The organism is Cupriavidus sp. WKF15, from assembly GCF_029278605.1.
Taxonomy (GTDB): domain Bacteria; phylum Pseudomonadota; class Gammaproteobacteria; order Burkholderiales; family Burkholderiaceae; genus Cupriavidus.
This window is the reverse complement of record NZ_CP119572.1, coordinates 3,170,312-3,184,164: the sequence shown is the minus strand read 5'-3', so window position 1 is coordinate 3,184,164 and position 13,853 is coordinate 3,170,312. Positions and strand designations below refer to the sequence as shown.

At 66.1% G+C, this 13,853-nt stretch carries 11 protein-coding genes; 5 read left to right on the top strand and 6 right to left on the bottom strand.

The window, feature by feature from the left end; translation table 11 throughout:
• Positions 1-162 precede the first annotated feature (162 nt).
• The 5 genes from secA to CupriaWKF_RS14755 all read left to right on the top strand — a co-directional run bounded on the left by secA (position 163) and on the right by CupriaWKF_RS14755 (position 7,786).
• A complete protein-coding gene (secA, locus tag CupriaWKF_RS14775; protein ID WP_276098592.1) occupies positions 163-2,937 on the top strand; it encodes a preprotein translocase subunit SecA in 2,775 nt (924 codons plus the stop codon).
• Between the two features lie 144 nt (positions 2,938-3,081).
• The gene (gene argJ, locus CupriaWKF_RS14770) at positions 3,082-4,311 is read left to right on the top strand and encodes a bifunctional glutamate N-acetyltransferase/amino-acid acetyltransferase ArgJ (protein WP_276098591.1); all 1,230 of its coding nucleotides are present in this window, start codon (positions 3,082-3,084) and stop codon (positions 4,309-4,311) included.
• 36 nt (positions 4,312-4,347) lie between these two features.
• Complete coding sequence (locus tag CupriaWKF_RS14765) at positions 4,348-5,244, top strand: ATP-binding protein (protein ID WP_276098590.1); 897 nt, start codon at positions 4,348-4,350, stop codon at positions 5,242-5,244.
• The gene (locus tag CupriaWKF_RS14760) at positions 5,241-5,669 is read left to right on the top strand and encodes an NUDIX domain-containing protein (protein WP_276098589.1); all 429 of its coding nucleotides are present in this window, start codon (positions 5,241-5,243) and stop codon (positions 5,667-5,669) included. Before CupriaWKF_RS14765 ends, CupriaWKF_RS14760 begins: the two co-directional genes overlap by 4 nt.
• A gap of 80 nt (positions 5,670-5,749) precedes the next feature.
• Complete coding sequence (locus CupriaWKF_RS14755) at positions 5,750-7,786, top strand: oligopeptide transporter, OPT family (RefSeq protein ID WP_276098588.1); 2,037 nt, start codon at positions 5,750-5,752, stop codon at positions 7,784-7,786.
• 40 nt (positions 7,787-7,826) lie between these two features.
• On the opposite strand, the gene CupriaWKF_RS14750 is transcribed toward CupriaWKF_RS14755, so the two are convergent.
• From CupriaWKF_RS14750 to pilB, 6 genes are all read right to left on the bottom strand, one after another.
• Positions 7,827-8,018: a DNA gyrase inhibitor YacG gene (locus tag CupriaWKF_RS14750; RefSeq protein ID WP_011299110.1), complete on the bottom strand. Its 192-nt coding sequence runs from the start codon at positions 8,016-8,018 to the stop codon at positions 7,827-7,829.
• A gap of 4 nt (positions 8,019-8,022) precedes the next feature.
• Complete coding sequence (gene zapD / locus CupriaWKF_RS14745; RefSeq protein ID WP_224082031.1) at positions 8,023-8,781, bottom strand: cell division protein ZapD; 759 nt, start codon at positions 8,779-8,781, stop codon at positions 8,023-8,025.
• Between the two features lie 212 nt (positions 8,782-8,993).
• Positions 8,994-9,620, bottom strand: a complete 627-nt coding sequence (gene coaE, locus CupriaWKF_RS14740) for a dephospho-CoA kinase (RefSeq protein ID WP_276098587.1) — start codon at positions 9,618-9,620, stop codon at positions 8,994-8,996.
• A gap of 60 nt (positions 9,621-9,680) precedes the next feature.
• Positions 9,681-10,565, bottom strand: a complete 885-nt coding sequence (locus CupriaWKF_RS14735) for an A24 family peptidase (protein ID WP_276098586.1) — start codon at positions 10,563-10,565, stop codon at positions 9,681-9,683.
• A gap of 3 nt (positions 10,566-10,568) precedes the next feature.
• The gene (locus tag CupriaWKF_RS14730; RefSeq protein WP_276098585.1) at positions 10,569-11,834 is read right to left on the bottom strand and encodes a type II secretion system F family protein; all 1,266 of its coding nucleotides are present in this window, start codon (positions 11,832-11,834) and stop codon (positions 10,569-10,571) included.
• Between the two features lie 31 nt (positions 11,835-11,865).
• Positions 11,866-13,596 carry a type IV-A pilus assembly ATPase PilB gene (pilB, locus tag CupriaWKF_RS14725; protein WP_276098584.1) on the bottom strand — a complete coding sequence of 577 codons (1,731 nt, stop codon included), beginning with the start codon at positions 13,594-13,596 and terminating at the stop codon, positions 11,866-11,868.
• Between the last annotated feature and the right edge of the window lie 257 nt (positions 13,597-13,853).

Below are 13,853 nucleotides of genomic sequence, written 5' to 3'. Positions count from 1 at the left end.
ATCAACGTCCCGCCGGGCTTTGGTAACAGGGCCGCACCCGTCCCGGCCGCGACCCCGGCACATGATAAACTCGGCGTTTTGCGCCAATCTATCCATGCCTGGCACGGCTGGGGCCGCCCGCACGCGGGTCGCCGGTCCGGTCCGCGCAGGTGAAAGCACTCGATGATCACGGGCCTTCTCAAGAAAGTCTTCGGCAGCCGCAACGAGCGGCTGATCAAACAATACCGCCGCACGGTGGCGCAGATCAACGCGCTGGAGCCCAAGTTCGAGCAGCTCTCGGATGACGACCTGCGCGGCATGACGGAGACCTTCCGGCAGCGCCACGCCGGTGGCGAATCGCTCGAGGCCCTGCTGCCCGAGGCCTTTGCCGTGTGCCGCGAGGCCAGCAAGCGCGTCATGAAGATGCGCCACTTCGACGTGCAGCTGATCGGCGGCATGGTGCTGAACGACAACAAGATCGCCGAAATGCGCACCGGCGAGGGCAAGACGCTGACCGCCACGCTGGCCGTGTACCTCAATGCCATCACCGGCAAGGGCGTGCACGTGGTGACCGTCAACGACTACCTGGCCCAGCGCGACGCCGAGTGGATGGGGCGCCTGTACAACTACCTGGGCCTGTCGGTGGGCGTGAACCTGTCGCAGATGGCGCATGACCAGAAGCAGGCCGCATACAACGCCGACATCACCTACGGCACCAATAACGAGTTCGGCTTCGACTACCTGCGCGACAACATGGTCTACGACCCGTCGCAGCGCGTGCAGCGGCCGCTGAACTACGCGATCGTCGACGAAGTGGACTCGATCCTGATCGACGAGGCCCGTACGCCGCTGATCATCTCGGGCCAGGCGGAGAACCACACCGATCTCTACCAGCGCATGAACGGCATTCCCAAGCTGCTGACGCGCCAGATCGGCGAGGAAAAGGCCGACGGTACCGGCGTGGAAGTGCCGGGCGACTACTACGTGGACGAGAAGGGCCACCAGGTCTACCTGACCGAGTCCGGCCACGAGAAGGCCGAGGAAATCCTGGCGCAGCAGGGCCTGATCGGCGAGGGCGAATCGGTCTACGCGCCGCAGAACATCACGCTGATGCACCACCTGTACGCCGCCCTGCGCGCGCACAGCCTGTTCCACCGCGACCAGCACTACGTGGTGCAGAACGACGAGGTCGTGATCGTCGACGAATTCACCGGCCGCCTGATGACGGGCCGCCGCTGGTCCGACGGCCTGCACCAGGCCGTGGAAGCCAAGGAAGGCGTGACCATCCAGCAGGAAAACCAGACGCTGGCCACCATCACGTTCCAGAACTACTTCCGCATGTACACCAAGCTGGCCGGCATGACCGGCACGGCCGACACGGAAGCCTACGAATTCCAGGAAATCTACGGCCTGGAAGTGGTGGTGATCCCGACCAACCGCCCGGCCCAGCGCAAGGACCTGCAGGACCAGATCTACAAGACGTCCAAGGAGCGTTACGACGCCGTCGTGCGCGACATCCGCGACTGCTACGAGCGTGGCCAGCCGGTGCTGGTCGGCACGACCTCGATCGAGACGTCCGAGTACCTGTCGGACCTGCTCGGCAAGGAAAAGCTGCCGCACCAGGTGCTCAACGCCAAGCAGCACGAGCGCGAGGCCGAGATCGTGGCCCAGGCCGGCCGCCCGAAGATGATCACCATCGCCACCAACATGGCCGGCCGCGGTACCGACATCGTGCTCGGCGGCAACGTGGAGAAGCAGGCCGGCTTCATCGAGGTCGACCCGAACCTGTCGGATGCCGACAAGGCTGCGCGCATCCAGCAGCTCAAGGACGAATGGCAGTCGCTGCACGAGCAGGTCAAGTCCTTCGGCGGCCTGCATATCGTCGGCACCGAGCGCCATGAGTCGCGCCGTATCGACAACCAGTTGCGCGGCCGTGCCGGCCGCCAGGGCGACCCGGGTTCGTCGCGCTTCTACCTGTCGCTGGACGACCAGCTGCTGCGCATCTTCGCGGGCGACCGCGTGCGCGCGATCATGGAACGCCTGAAGATGCCCGAGGGCGAGCCGATCGAAGCCGGCATCGTCACGCGCTCGATCGAATCGGCGCAGCGCAAGGTGGAAGGCCGCAACTTCGACATCCGCAAGCAGCTGCTGCAGTACGACGACGTCGCCAACGACCAGCGCAAGGAAATCTACAAGCTGCGCAACGACGTGCTCGAAGCCAATGACGTCGGCGAAATGGTCAAGAACCTGCGCGAAAGCGTGCTGATCGAGCTGTTCCGCGAGCACGTGCCGGCCGATACCATGGAAGAGCAGTGGGATATTGCCGGCCTGGAAGCGCGCCTGCGCGAGAACTGGGGCCTGGAGCTGCCGCTGGCCAAGACCATCGAAGGCGCCCAGAGCATTGAGGACGAACAACTCCTCGACATGATCCAGAAGGCCGCCGAGGAACGTTACGAAGGCAAGGTGGCCATGGTGGGCCGCGAATCGTTTGCCGGTTTCGAGCGCTCGGTCATGCTGCAGAGCATCGACACGCACTGGCGCGAGCACCTGGCCGCGCTGGACCACCTGCGCCAGGGCATTCACCTGCGCGGCTATGCGCAGAAGGACCCGAAGCAGGAATACAAGCGCGAGTCGTTCGAACTGTTCGCGCGCCTGCTGGACGTGATCAAGGACGAAGTCACGCGCGTGACGTTCAACGTGCAGATCCAGTCGCCGGAGGAGCTGGAGCAGGCTTCGGAACAGATCGAGGAAGGCCTGTCGCACCTGGAGAACGTGCAGTACAAGCACGACGAGTTCGCCGAGGGCCGCGAGCCCGTGGAAGAGGCGCCGTCGCCGCGCACCGGCGCCGCCGTGGCCGCGGAAATGGCGCTGGCCGGCATGCCCAAGGTGGGCCGCAACGATCCTTGCCCGTGCGGTTCGGGCAAGAAGTTCAAGCAGTGCCACGGCAAGCTGAGCTGAGCCTGGCGCCAGCCGGACCATGCACGACAGCCCTTGCCGCCACGGCGCAAGGGGCGAAGAGGTAACGACATGCCCGCGCCAAGCGGGCATGTTCGTCTGACGACTGAACAACAGATCAAGCAGGACTACAGGACAGGAGCCGATATGCCCGTCAATCTTCCGCTGCCGCAGGCAGAAAACCTGAAACCCGTCGCCGGCGTCGAGCTCGGCTGGGCCGAGGCCGGCATCCGCAAGGCCAACCGCAAGGACGTGCTGGTGGTGCGTGTGGCGGAAGGCAGCACCGTGGCAGGCGTCTTCACGCGCAACCGCTTCTGCGCCGCGCCCGTGCAGGTGTGCCGCGAGCACCTGGCTGCGGCCAAGGGCATCCGCGCACTGGTGATCAACACCGGCAACGCCAATGCCGGCACCGGCCACCTCGGCCTGGCGAATGCGCGCGCGACCTGCGATGCGGTGGCGGCAAAACTGCACATCACCACGGATCAGGTGTTGCCGTTTTCCACCGGCGTGATCCTGGAGCAGTTGCCGGTGGACCGCCTGGTCGCTGCGCTGCCCGCCGCCATCGCCAATGCGAAGCCGGACAACTGGCTGGCCGCCGCCGAATCGATCATGACCACGGACACGCAGCCCAAGGCGGCGTCGCGCACTGTGCATATCAACGGCAAGACCGTCACGCTGACGGGCATCAGCAAGGGCGCCGGCATGATCCGCCCGAACATGGCGACCATGCTCGGCTTCATTGCCACCGACGCGGCCGTGGCCCAGCCGGTGCTGCAGGCGCTGGTGTCGCATGCGGCCGACCACTCGTTCAACAGCATCACGATCGACGGCGACACCTCGACCAACGATTCCTTTGTGCTGATTGCCACGGGCAAGTCGGGCGCCGCCGCCATCGACCGTGCCGAAGGCCCGGCCTTCGAGGCGCTGCGCGAGGCCGTCACGAGCCTGGCCCAGGAACTCGCGCAGATGATCGTGCGCGACGGCGAAGGCGCCACCAAGCTCATGACCATCCGCGTGGAAGGCGGCAAGGACGTGGCCGAGTGCCGCCAGATCGCCTATGCCGTGGCCCATTCGCCGCTGGTCAAGACCGCGTTCTATGCGTCGGACCCCAACCTGGGCCGTATCCTGGCTGCGGTGGGCTACGCCGGCGTGGACGATCTTGATGTCGACCGCGTCAACCTGTGGCTCGATGACGTCTGGGTGGCTCGCGACGGCGGCCGCAATCCCGACTACCTCGAAGAGGACGGCCAGCGCGTGATGAAGCAGGCCGAAATCACCGTGCGCATCGCGCTCGGCCGCGGCAAGGCCGAGGCCACGGTGTGGACCTGCGACCTCTCGCACGACTACGTGTCGATCAACGCCGACTACCGTTCCTGATCACCGCTCCCTGTTCAACGACGCTCCGCTGCTGCCATGTCTGACCTCGCCTCCCGCCTCGACAACTTCCTCGCCCGACTGGAACAGTGGCTGCCGCCGCAACTGACGGATGCGGACTGGCAGGAGGCGGTAGCGTTCCGCTGGCGCAAGCGGCAGAGCCTGTTCGGCAATATCGGCTACCTGCAGCCGGTGCGCCAGCTGCCGCCGATCCACCTGGACGACCTCAAGAACATCGAGCGCCAGAAGGACGCCATCGTCGGCAATACGCGCCAGTTCGTGAACCAGCTGCCGGCCAACAACGTGCTGCTGACCGGCGCGCGCGGCACCGGCAAGTCGTCGCTGATCAAGGCCTGCCTCAATGCCTTCGTCAAGGACGGGCTGCGGCTGGTGGAAGTGGACAAGAGCGACCTGGGCGACCTTGGCGATATCGTCGAGCAGGTCTCGCAGCGCCCGGAGCGCTTCGTGATCTTCTGCGACGACCTGTCGTTCGAGGAAGGCGAATCGGGCTACAAGGCGCTCAAGTCGGCGCTCGACGGCTCGGTGGCCGCGCAGTCGGACAATGTGCTCGTGTACGCGACGTCCAACCGCCGCCACCTGCTGCCGGAGTACATGAAGGACAACGAGTCCTACCGCCATACCGAGGATGGCGAGATCCACCCCGGCGAGGTGGTCGAGGAGAAGATTTCGCTGTCCGAGCGCTTCGGCCTGTGGCTGTCGTTCTATCCGCCCAAGCAGGACGAGTACCTGGCCATCGTCGGTCACTGGCTCAAGCATTTTGGCTGCACGGACGAGGACATTGCCGCCGCGCGCGGCGATGCGCTGGTGTGGGCGCTCGAGCGCGGCTCGCGCTCGGGCCGGGTGGCCTGGCAGTTCGCGCGCGACTGGGGCGGCAAGCATGGCAAGCCGTTCATTGCCGACGTGGAGGGCGCATGATGCAAGCGCAAGACACGGCTGCGCCGCGCAAGGTTACCGAGGTGGCCGTGGGCGTGCTGGTGCAGCCCGACGGCCGCTTTTTGCTGGCGCAGCGCCCGGGCGGCAAGCCCTACGAGGGCTACTGGGAATTCCCGGGCGGCAAGCTGGAACTGGGCGAGACGGTGGAAGCCGCGCTCGCGCGCGAACTTCATGAAGAGCTGGGCCTGGACATCACCGAATGCGTGCGCTGGCACGTGCTCGAACACGATTACCCGCACGCCTACGTGCGGCTGCATTTCTGCAAGGTCATGGCATGGCGCGGCGATCCGGTCGGGCGCGAGGGCCAGGCCTTCTCGTGGCAGACGGTGCCGGTGACGGTCGAACCGCTGCTGCCGGCCACCATCCCGGTGGTCGAATGGCTGGGCGAAGAATCCCGCGCCGCCTGACAATCCGAGCATTACCCGCGCCCCTGCGGCCGCGGCGCCCGTGATCGCGCCGACATAACAACAGCAAGAAAGGAACCCGTATGCCGCGTGCAGACCGCGTTGCCGACGATATTTCCCTCCCTGAGCTGACCCTGCGCGGCATCATCCTTGGGGCGCTGATTACGGTGGTGTTCACCGCCTCCAACATCTACCTTGGCCTCAAGGTCGGGCTTACCTTCTCCTCGGCGATTCCCGCCGCCGTGATCTCGATGGCGGTGCTGCGCCTGTTCCCGAGCGCCAATATCCTCGAGAACAACATGGTGCAGACGCAGGCCTCGGCCGCGGGCACCCTGTCGTCGATCATCTTCGTGCTGCCGGGCCTGGTGATGCTGGGCCACTGGCAGGGTTTCCCGTTCTGGCAGACGCTGTCGATCTGCGCGGCGGGCGGCATGCTCGGCGTGTTGTTCAGCATTCCGCTGCGCCATGCGATGGTGGTACAGAGCGAGCTGCCATATCCGGAGGGTGTGGCCGCCGCCGAGATCCTGCGCGTGGGCAGTGCCGGGCAGGACACCGCATCCGGCGGGAAGAAGCAGGGTACCGGTCTGGCAGACCTGATGGCCGGTGGCCTGGTGGCGGGCGTGTTCAGCTTTGCCGCGGGCGGCCTGCGCCTGCTCGCCGAGGGCGCCAACCTGTGGCTCGCTGCCGGGGCATCGGTGGTGCGCTTCTCGATGGGCTTCTCGCTGGCGCTGGTGGGTGCGGGCTACCTGGTCGGCATCGTCGGCGGGCTTGCCATGCTGCTTGGCCTGGTGCTGACGTGGGGCATCGCCGTGCCCTGGCTGACAGCCATTACGCCGCGCCCGGAAGGCGCCACGCTGCAGGCCTTTGGAACGATGGTGTGGAGCACGCAGGTGCGCTTCATCGGCGCGGGCACCATCGGTATCGCGGCAATCTGGACGCTGATCACGCTGGCCGGGCCAATGCTCGAAGGCATCCGCGCATCGCTTGGTGCGATCAAGGGCGCCGGTGCGGGTGGTGGTGCCGGGATGCCGCGCACGCAGAAGGATATGCCGGTACGCTGGATCGGCATCCTGGCCGTCGCGCTGGCGGTGGTGCTGGCGGCGACGTTCGGCTATTTCATGATGCCGGCGCCGATGGATGCCGGCGCGCGCTGGCGCCTCGTGGGCTGCGCCGTGCTGTTCGCCTTCGTGTTCGGATTCCTGGTGGCCGCTGCCTGCGGCTACATGGCAGGGCTGGTGGGTTCGTCCGCCAGCCCGATCTCGGGCATCGGCATCATCGCGGTGATCCTGGTGTCGCTGCTGATCCTGGCGATCGGCACGGCCGACGGCCTGCTCGATACACCGGAAGGCGGCAAGTTCGCGATTGCGCTGGCCATCTTCACGACCGCCGCCGTGCTGGCCGTGGCCACGATCTCCAACGACAACCTGCAGGACCTGAAAACCGGCTGGCTCGTGGGCGCCACGCCGTGGCGCCAGCAGGTCGCGCTGCTGATCGGATGCGCGGTCGGTGCGGCGGTGATCCCGCCGGTGCTGGAACTGCTCTACAACGCCTATGGGTTTGCGGGTGCGCTCCCGCGCGCGGGCATGGACCCGGGGCAGGCGCTGGCGGCTCCGCAGGCCACGCTGATGACGGCCATTGCCACCGGCATCTTCACGCACCAGCTCAACTGGAACATGATCCTGATCGGCATTGCGCTCGGCGTGGTGCTGATCGCGATCGACGAGATGCTGCGCCGCGGCGGCACGGGGCGGTTGCCGGTGCTGGCCGTGGGCATCGGCATCTACCTGCCGCCGACGATCAGCTCGGCACTGGTCGTGGGGGCCGTGCTCGCATGGTTTCTGCTGCGCTCCGAGCGCCGCCGCGCCACCGCGCGTGGGGATGATGTCAAGCTGGCGCTTGAACATGCCGAACGGCGCGGCACGCTATTGGCGTCGGGCCTGATCGTCGGGGAAAGCCTGGTCGGGGTGCTGCTGGCGGCCGTGATCGGCCTGTCAGGCAAGGACGCGCCGCTGGCCGTGGTGGGCGAGGGCTTTGCCGTCACGGCCGAATGGCTCGGCCTGGCGGTGTTCGTGCTGGTGTGCGTGGGGTTCTACCGCCGCGTGCTGGCCGCGGCGCACTGAGCTGGCGGGACGGTCCGGCGGGGTGACCCGGTCTCCCGGCTCAGTCGTCTTCGTCTTCCGGCAGGTCCGGCGACGGCGTTTCGCCGGGCTTGCTGCCGATCACGTACTTCTCGGATGCCCACGCGCCCAGGTCGATCTGCTTGCAGCGCTCGGAGCAGAACGGGCGGAACTTGTTTTCGGGAATCCATTCCACCTTGGTGCCGCAGGTGGGGCATTTGACGACGGCAGGCATGACTTCAGAAATTGCAGAGCTTGAGCAGGAACGGGATGTCGGCATCGACTGAACGCGGGCGCAGGTCGCCGTCCTGCTGCGTAAAGCGCACCCACAGCATGTACTTGTTGGCGCTCATCTCGGGGATGAAGGCCAGCAGCGAGTCATCGAGATGCACCTGCATGAGCTGGTAGCTGCGGCCCGAAAGCATCTGCTGGTAGCTGCCGCCGGTGGCGATCACCTTGCCGCTCTGGCCCGATTCACGCAGCAGCCGTAGCACCGTGGAGGTACCGGCGCGCAGCGCCACCAGGGGCCTGGCCCACTTCAGGATATCGGCGCGGCGTTCCTCGGCCGGACGATGTTGCCAGGCGTAGTAGGCCGGCAGGTCGAACTCGCAGGTGCCGCCGGGAATGATGGCGCGGCTGCGAATGCTGGTCAGCCACTCGTTGTCGGCCAGCAGCTGGCCCGCCTTGCCCACGGTCTGGTTGAGCATGGCGATGCCTTGCTCGATCTCGCCGATGACCGCATCCAGTGCTTCCTGGTCGATCTGCGGATTGACGCGCAACGCGGTCAACGCCTGGCGCTGGCGCTCCAGTTCCTTGATCAGGTCGGTCTTGAGATCGGCGCGGCCGGCCACGTCGATGATCTCGAACAGCGTGGTCAGCGCGACATGGTGCTGCAGGGCGTGTTCCTGGCCAAGGAAATAATCCAGCCGATCGAACAGGTCTTCAAGGCGCAGCAGCGTCCTGATGCGTTCGTTGAAAGGATATTCGTACAGGATCAAGTGCTATGTCCGAGCAGCTGAGGCGGCGCTCCTGTGGGAGCGTCCCGGTGCGGGCGTGGCCCGGGGAACGTCAGGAATGCGTGGAAGCTACGTCTCTCCGCGCATTTCGCGTCATGATCCAGCGCATTCTATGCGAGACGGGCTGCGAGGACAATGCAATGTGCGTGATGCGCCGTTTGTTCGCTCATGCCGGACCCGACTGTGCCCCGGAATCAGGCTCGCGTGACGCCGGCGGCGGACAGCGACCGATAGGTCTGGTCCAGCCGGTCCACCTGCGCGGTCAGCGCTTCGACTGGCCCGTCGTTGTCGACCACATCGTCGGCCACGGCCAGGCGCTGTGCCCGCGTGGCCTGTTTCGCCATGATGGCCAGCACCTGCTCGCGGCTGAAGCCGTTGCGCGCCATGACGCGCGCAACCTGCGTGTCCTCGGTGCAATCGACCACCAGCACCCGCCCGACGCGCTCGACCCAGGTGCCGGATTCGACCAGCAGTGGCACCACGTAGATCAGGTACGGGTGCTCGCCGGTATCGGCGATGGCCTTGGCGCGCGTGGTGGTCAGGTTGCGGATCAGCGGATGGGTGATGCCTTCGAGTCGCGCCTTGGCGGCAGGATCGGCAAAGACCAGCGCACGCATGGCGTCGCGGTCCATGGCGCCGTCGGGGCGCAGGCACTGCGGGCCGAAGGCCTCGACCAGCGCGGGAATGGCCTGCCCGCCCGGGGCGGTGATCTCGTGGGCAAGCAGGTCGGTGTCGATGATGGCGGCGCCGCGCGCGGCAAACATGTCGGCCACGCGCGTCTTGCCGCTGCCGATGCCGCCTGTCAGTCCGATCTCCAGCATGTCAGGTTCCGTGGGTGCAATGCCCGAACGATACCAGCTTGGCGCGGCGCAGGCCGCCGCTCACGGCATCGGCAGCGGCAGCACGGCGGGGCCGAAGAACAGCACCAGCACGCCGGCGCCGGCAATGAAGGGGCCGAACGGGAAGGGCGTGTCGCGGCCCTGGCGGCGCAGCGCGATGCTGGCCACGCCAAAGACCACGCCGACCACCGAAGACAGCAGCACCAGCGTCGGCAGCGCCTGCCAGCCGAACCAGGCGCCCAGCGCGGCCATCAGCTTGAAGTCGCCATAGCCCATGCCTTCCTTGCCGCGCACCAGCTTGAACGCCCAGTAGGCGGACCACAGCAGCAGGTAGCCGGCCGCGGCGCCGATCACCGCATCGGCCAGCGGCACGAACAGCCCGCCCAGGTTGAGCAGCAGCCCCAGCCACACCAACGGCAGCGTGATCTGGTCGGGCAGGAGCTGCGTATCGGCATCGATCATCGTCAGCGCCAGCAGCGACCACAGCAGCATCAGCGCGGCCACGCCCTGCCAGGTCGGTCCGAAGTGCCAGGCAGCCAGCGCGCTCAGCACGCCGCAAGCCAGCTCCACCAGCGGGTACCGCATGCCGATAGGCGCTTTGCACGACGAGCAGCGCCCGCGCAGGAAGAGGTAGCTGATGACCGGAATGTTCTCCCAGGCGGCGATGGCATGTCCACAGTGCGGGCAGGCCGAGCGCGGCACCATCAGGTTGTAGCGTTCCGGGTAGGGCAGGGGATCGCCGCGCAGTTCGGCGATGTAGTTGGCCTCGTCATACTCCATCATGCGCGGCAACCGGTGGATCACCACGTTCAGGAAGCTGCCCACCAGCAGGCCGAGGACGGCCGCTGCCGCCAGCAGGAACGACGGCGGCAGCGCCGCCAGCGCCGGCAGCGTGGAGGCGCCGCCGGCGGGAAATACCGGATTCATCGATTACACCACCTGTCCCAGCTTGAAGATCGGCAGGTACATCGCGACCACCATGCCGCCGATGAGCACGCCCAGCACCACGATGATCAGCGGTTCGATCAGGCTCGAAATGGCCGCCACGGCGTCATCGACCTCGCGCTCGTAGAACTCGGCCACCTTGAGCAGCATATTGTCGAGCGCGCCCGATTCCTCGCCGATCTGGGTCATCTGCAGCACCATGGCATCGAACACGTGCGTGGCCTGCATGGCGTTGGTCAGGCTGGTGCCGATGCGCACCGCCTGTTCGATCTCGCGCGTGGCGTCGTAGTAGACCCAGTTGCCGGCGGCACCCGCCACGGATTCCATCGATTCCACCAGCGGCGTGCCGGCGGCGAACATGGTGGCGAGCGTACGCGTCCAGCGCGCGATCACGGCCTTGCGGAACAGGCTGCCGAAGATGGGCAGCTTCAGCAACATGCGGTCGGTGCTGCGCTGGACCTTCTCCGACTTCTTCAAGGCCCGTAAATAGAGGGCGATGCCGCCCACCGGTATGCCGATGACGATGTACCAGTACGAGACAAAGAAGTCCGAGATCGCGATCACTACCAGCGTCGGCGCCGGCAGGTTGGCGCCGAAGCTCGAGAACACGCCCTTGAAGGCCGGGATCACGAACAGCATCAGGATCACCGTCACGGCAAAGGCCACGGTCAGCACCGCGATCGGGTAGATCATCGCGGACTTGATCTGGCTCTTCAGCGCGATGGTCTTTTCCATGTAGAGCGACAGGCGCTCCAGCAGGGAATCGAGGATACCGCCCTGTTCGCCGGCGTCGATCAGGTTGCAGTACAGCGTGTCGAAATAGCGCGGGTGGCGGCGGAAGGCCTGCGCCATGCTGCTGCCGGACTCGATGTCGAAGCGGATGTCGGACAGCAGCTGCGTGAAGTTCGGGTTGGCATGGCCGCGCGCGATGATGTCGATCGACTGCAGCAGCGGGATGCCCGCCTTGAGCATGGTCGAGAGCTGGCGGGTGAAGTACGCGATGTCCTTCTCGGTGATCTTCTTGCCGCGCGCCGCCTTGCGCTTTTTCATCTTGACCACGGTGAGGCCCTGCTTGCGCAGTGCCGCCGTGACCTCGGCCTGGTTCTCGGCCCGCTGTTCCCCGGTGAACGTCTTGCCCTTGCGGTCCTTGCCTTCCCACTCAAAGATGTACTGCGTAGGTGCCTTGCGTCCTGCTTTCGCGCGTGACGGCGCTGCCGCCCGTGCGCCCGCTGCTGGTGCGCGCGTTGCCATGTTCGACCCCCGACATTATTTGTCTGTTGTTTTAAGCATTGGTTGTGGCCAGCACTTCTTCGAGTGACGTGACCCCCTGCTTGACCTTCAGCAAGCCGGCTTCCCGCAACGATAGCACGCCGTCGCGCCGGGCCTGTTCGGCAATCTGCAGCGCCGTGCCGTGCGACAGGATGATCTGCTGCATGGCCTCGGTGATCGGCATGACCTGGTAGATGCCGCAGCGTCCCTTGTAGCCGCTGCCGTTGCAGCGCTCGCAACCGACCGGATGATAAGGCTGCCAGCTGCCATCGATCTGCGCTTCCTTGAAGCCCGCATCGAGCAGTGCCTCATGCGGGATCGAGCCCGCGCGCTTGCATGTGCACAGCCGCCGCGCCAGCCGCTGCGCCGTGATCAGCAGCACGCTGGAGGCAATATTGAATGGCGCCACGCCCATGTTCATCAGGCGCGTCAGCGTAGTCGGCGCATCGTTGGTGTGCAGCGTCGACAGTACCAGGTGGCCGGTCTGCGCGGCCTTGATCGAGATATCGGCGGTCTCCAGGTCGCGGATTTCGCCGACCATGATGATGTCCGGATCCTGGCGCAGGAACGAGCGCAGCGCCGCGGCGAAGGTCAGGCCCGCCTTGTCGTTGACGTTGACCTGGTTGATGCCGGGCAGCTGGATTTCAGCCGGGTCTTCGGCCGTCGAGATATTGATGTCGCCCTGGTTCAGCAGGTTCAGGAACGTGTAGAGCGAAACGGTCTTGCCGCTGCCGGTGGGGCCGGTGACCAGGATCATTCCGTATGGGCGCTTGATGGTGTCCATCAGCAGCGCCTTCTGCTCGGGCTCGTAGCCGAGCTGGTCGATGTCCAGCTTGTCGCTCGACGATTCCAGGATACGCATTACGATCTTCTCGCCGAAGAGCGTAGGCAGCGTCGACACGCGGAAGTCCACCGCCTTCTCGACGATTTCCTTGGAGTCCTTGCCCTGCGGCAGCGGGATCAGCAGCTTCATGCGGCCGTCTTGCGGCACGCGCTTTTCGGAGATGTCCAGGCGCGACAGCACCTTGATGCGCGTCGCGATCTTGTCGCGGATATCGAGCGGCGGGCGTGCTACCTCTTGCAGCACCCCGTCGACACGGAAGCGGACGCGGTAGAAAGTTTCGAATGGCTCGAAGTGAAGGTCTGATGCGCCGCGGTGGAAAGCCTCGGTCAGCAGCTTCTGCAGGAAGCGCACGACCGGCGCATCGTCGATGTCGCTGGTGGCGGTGCGATTGCGCTGCGCAGTCGCAGCGGCCACGGGGTCGTACTCGATCAGCTTGCGCTGGGTGGGCGTTGCCCCGGGCGCGATGTCCTTAAGCGTGCCCGCCGCTTCCCCGGCCGAGCGCACATGCTTCATCAGCTTGTCGTGCTCCACCACCACGGTATCGACCGGCAGGTTGTACTTCTGCTTGATGGCGTCGAGCCCGGCCTGGTTGGACGGGTCGGAGATCGCCACCACCAGGCGGTTCTCGCGCCGGCCTAGCGGCAGCAGTCGATGAGCATGAAATTCGCGGTTGCCCGCCAGCGCAGGCGGAACCTTGTTCAGGTTGTACTGCGTCAGGTCGAGCAGCGGCAGCTGGTACTTGTCGGCGGCGAACAGCGCGACATCGTGCGCGCTCATGGTGCCGCTGCCGACGATCTCGTCGATCAACTGCGTCTGCTTTTCGCGCGCGGACTGTTCCAGCTGGGCGAGCAGCGCAGGCGCGATGCGACGGCTCTGTGCAAGGGCGAGACCAAGTGTCATGGCAGGAACCAAATGGTGCGAGCGCGCGCGGGCGCCCGTCGGGGCCACAGGCCCCCGGATCGGCGCAGTTTGCCGCCGGAGTCACTTTTTGTAAAGGCGACAACGGGCCATGTCGGCATTTGTGCGACAGGGGCGCAACCCTACTTGCGCGGGGAGCGTGGAGGGCGGCGAAGCGTGGGGGATTGGGGCAGGGATTTGGGCAGCGCGAAAAACAAAAAAGCCGCACATTGCTGTGCGGCTTCTTGCTGGCCGGAAAC

What these genes read in the sequence shown, in the direction of transcription:
- secA (WP_276098592.1), top strand. Translation starts at nt 163, where the DNA reads ATGATCACGGGCCTTCTCAAGAAAGTCTTCGGCAGCCGCAACGAGCGG.
- argJ (WP_276098591.1), top strand. Translation starts at nt 3,082, where the DNA reads ATGCCCGTCAATCTTCCGCTGCCGCAGGCAGAAAACCTGAAACCCGTC.
- CupriaWKF_RS14765 (WP_276098590.1), top strand. Translation starts at nt 4,348, where the DNA reads ATGTCTGACCTCGCCTCCCGCCTCGACAACTTCCTCGCCCGACTGGAA.
- CupriaWKF_RS14760 (WP_276098589.1), top strand. Translation starts at nt 5,241, where the DNA reads ATGATGCAAGCGCAAGACACGGCTGCGCCGCGCAAGGTTACCGAGGTG.
- CupriaWKF_RS14755 (WP_276098588.1), top strand. Translation starts at nt 5,750, where the DNA reads ATGCCGCGTGCAGACCGCGTTGCCGACGATATTTCCCTCCCTGAGCTG.
- CupriaWKF_RS14750 (WP_011299110.1), bottom strand. Translation starts at nt 8,018, where the DNA reads ATGCCTGCCGTCGTCAAATGCCCCACCTGCGGCACCAAGGTGGAATGG.
- coaE (WP_276098587.1), bottom strand. Translation starts at nt 9,620, where the DNA reads ATGCTGGAGATCGGACTGACAGGCGGCATCGGCAGCGGCAAGACGCGC.
- CupriaWKF_RS14735 (WP_276098586.1), bottom strand. Translation starts at nt 10,565, where the DNA reads ATGAATCCGGTATTTCCCGCCGGCGGCGCCTCCACGCTGCCGGCGCTG.
- CupriaWKF_RS14730 (WP_276098585.1), bottom strand. Translation starts at nt 11,834, where the DNA reads ATGGCAACGCGCGCACCAGCAGCGGGCGCACGGGCGGCAGCGCCGTCA.
- pilB (WP_276098584.1), bottom strand. Translation starts at nt 13,596, where the DNA reads ATGACACTTGGTCTCGCCCTTGCACAGAGCCGTCGCATCGCGCCTGCG.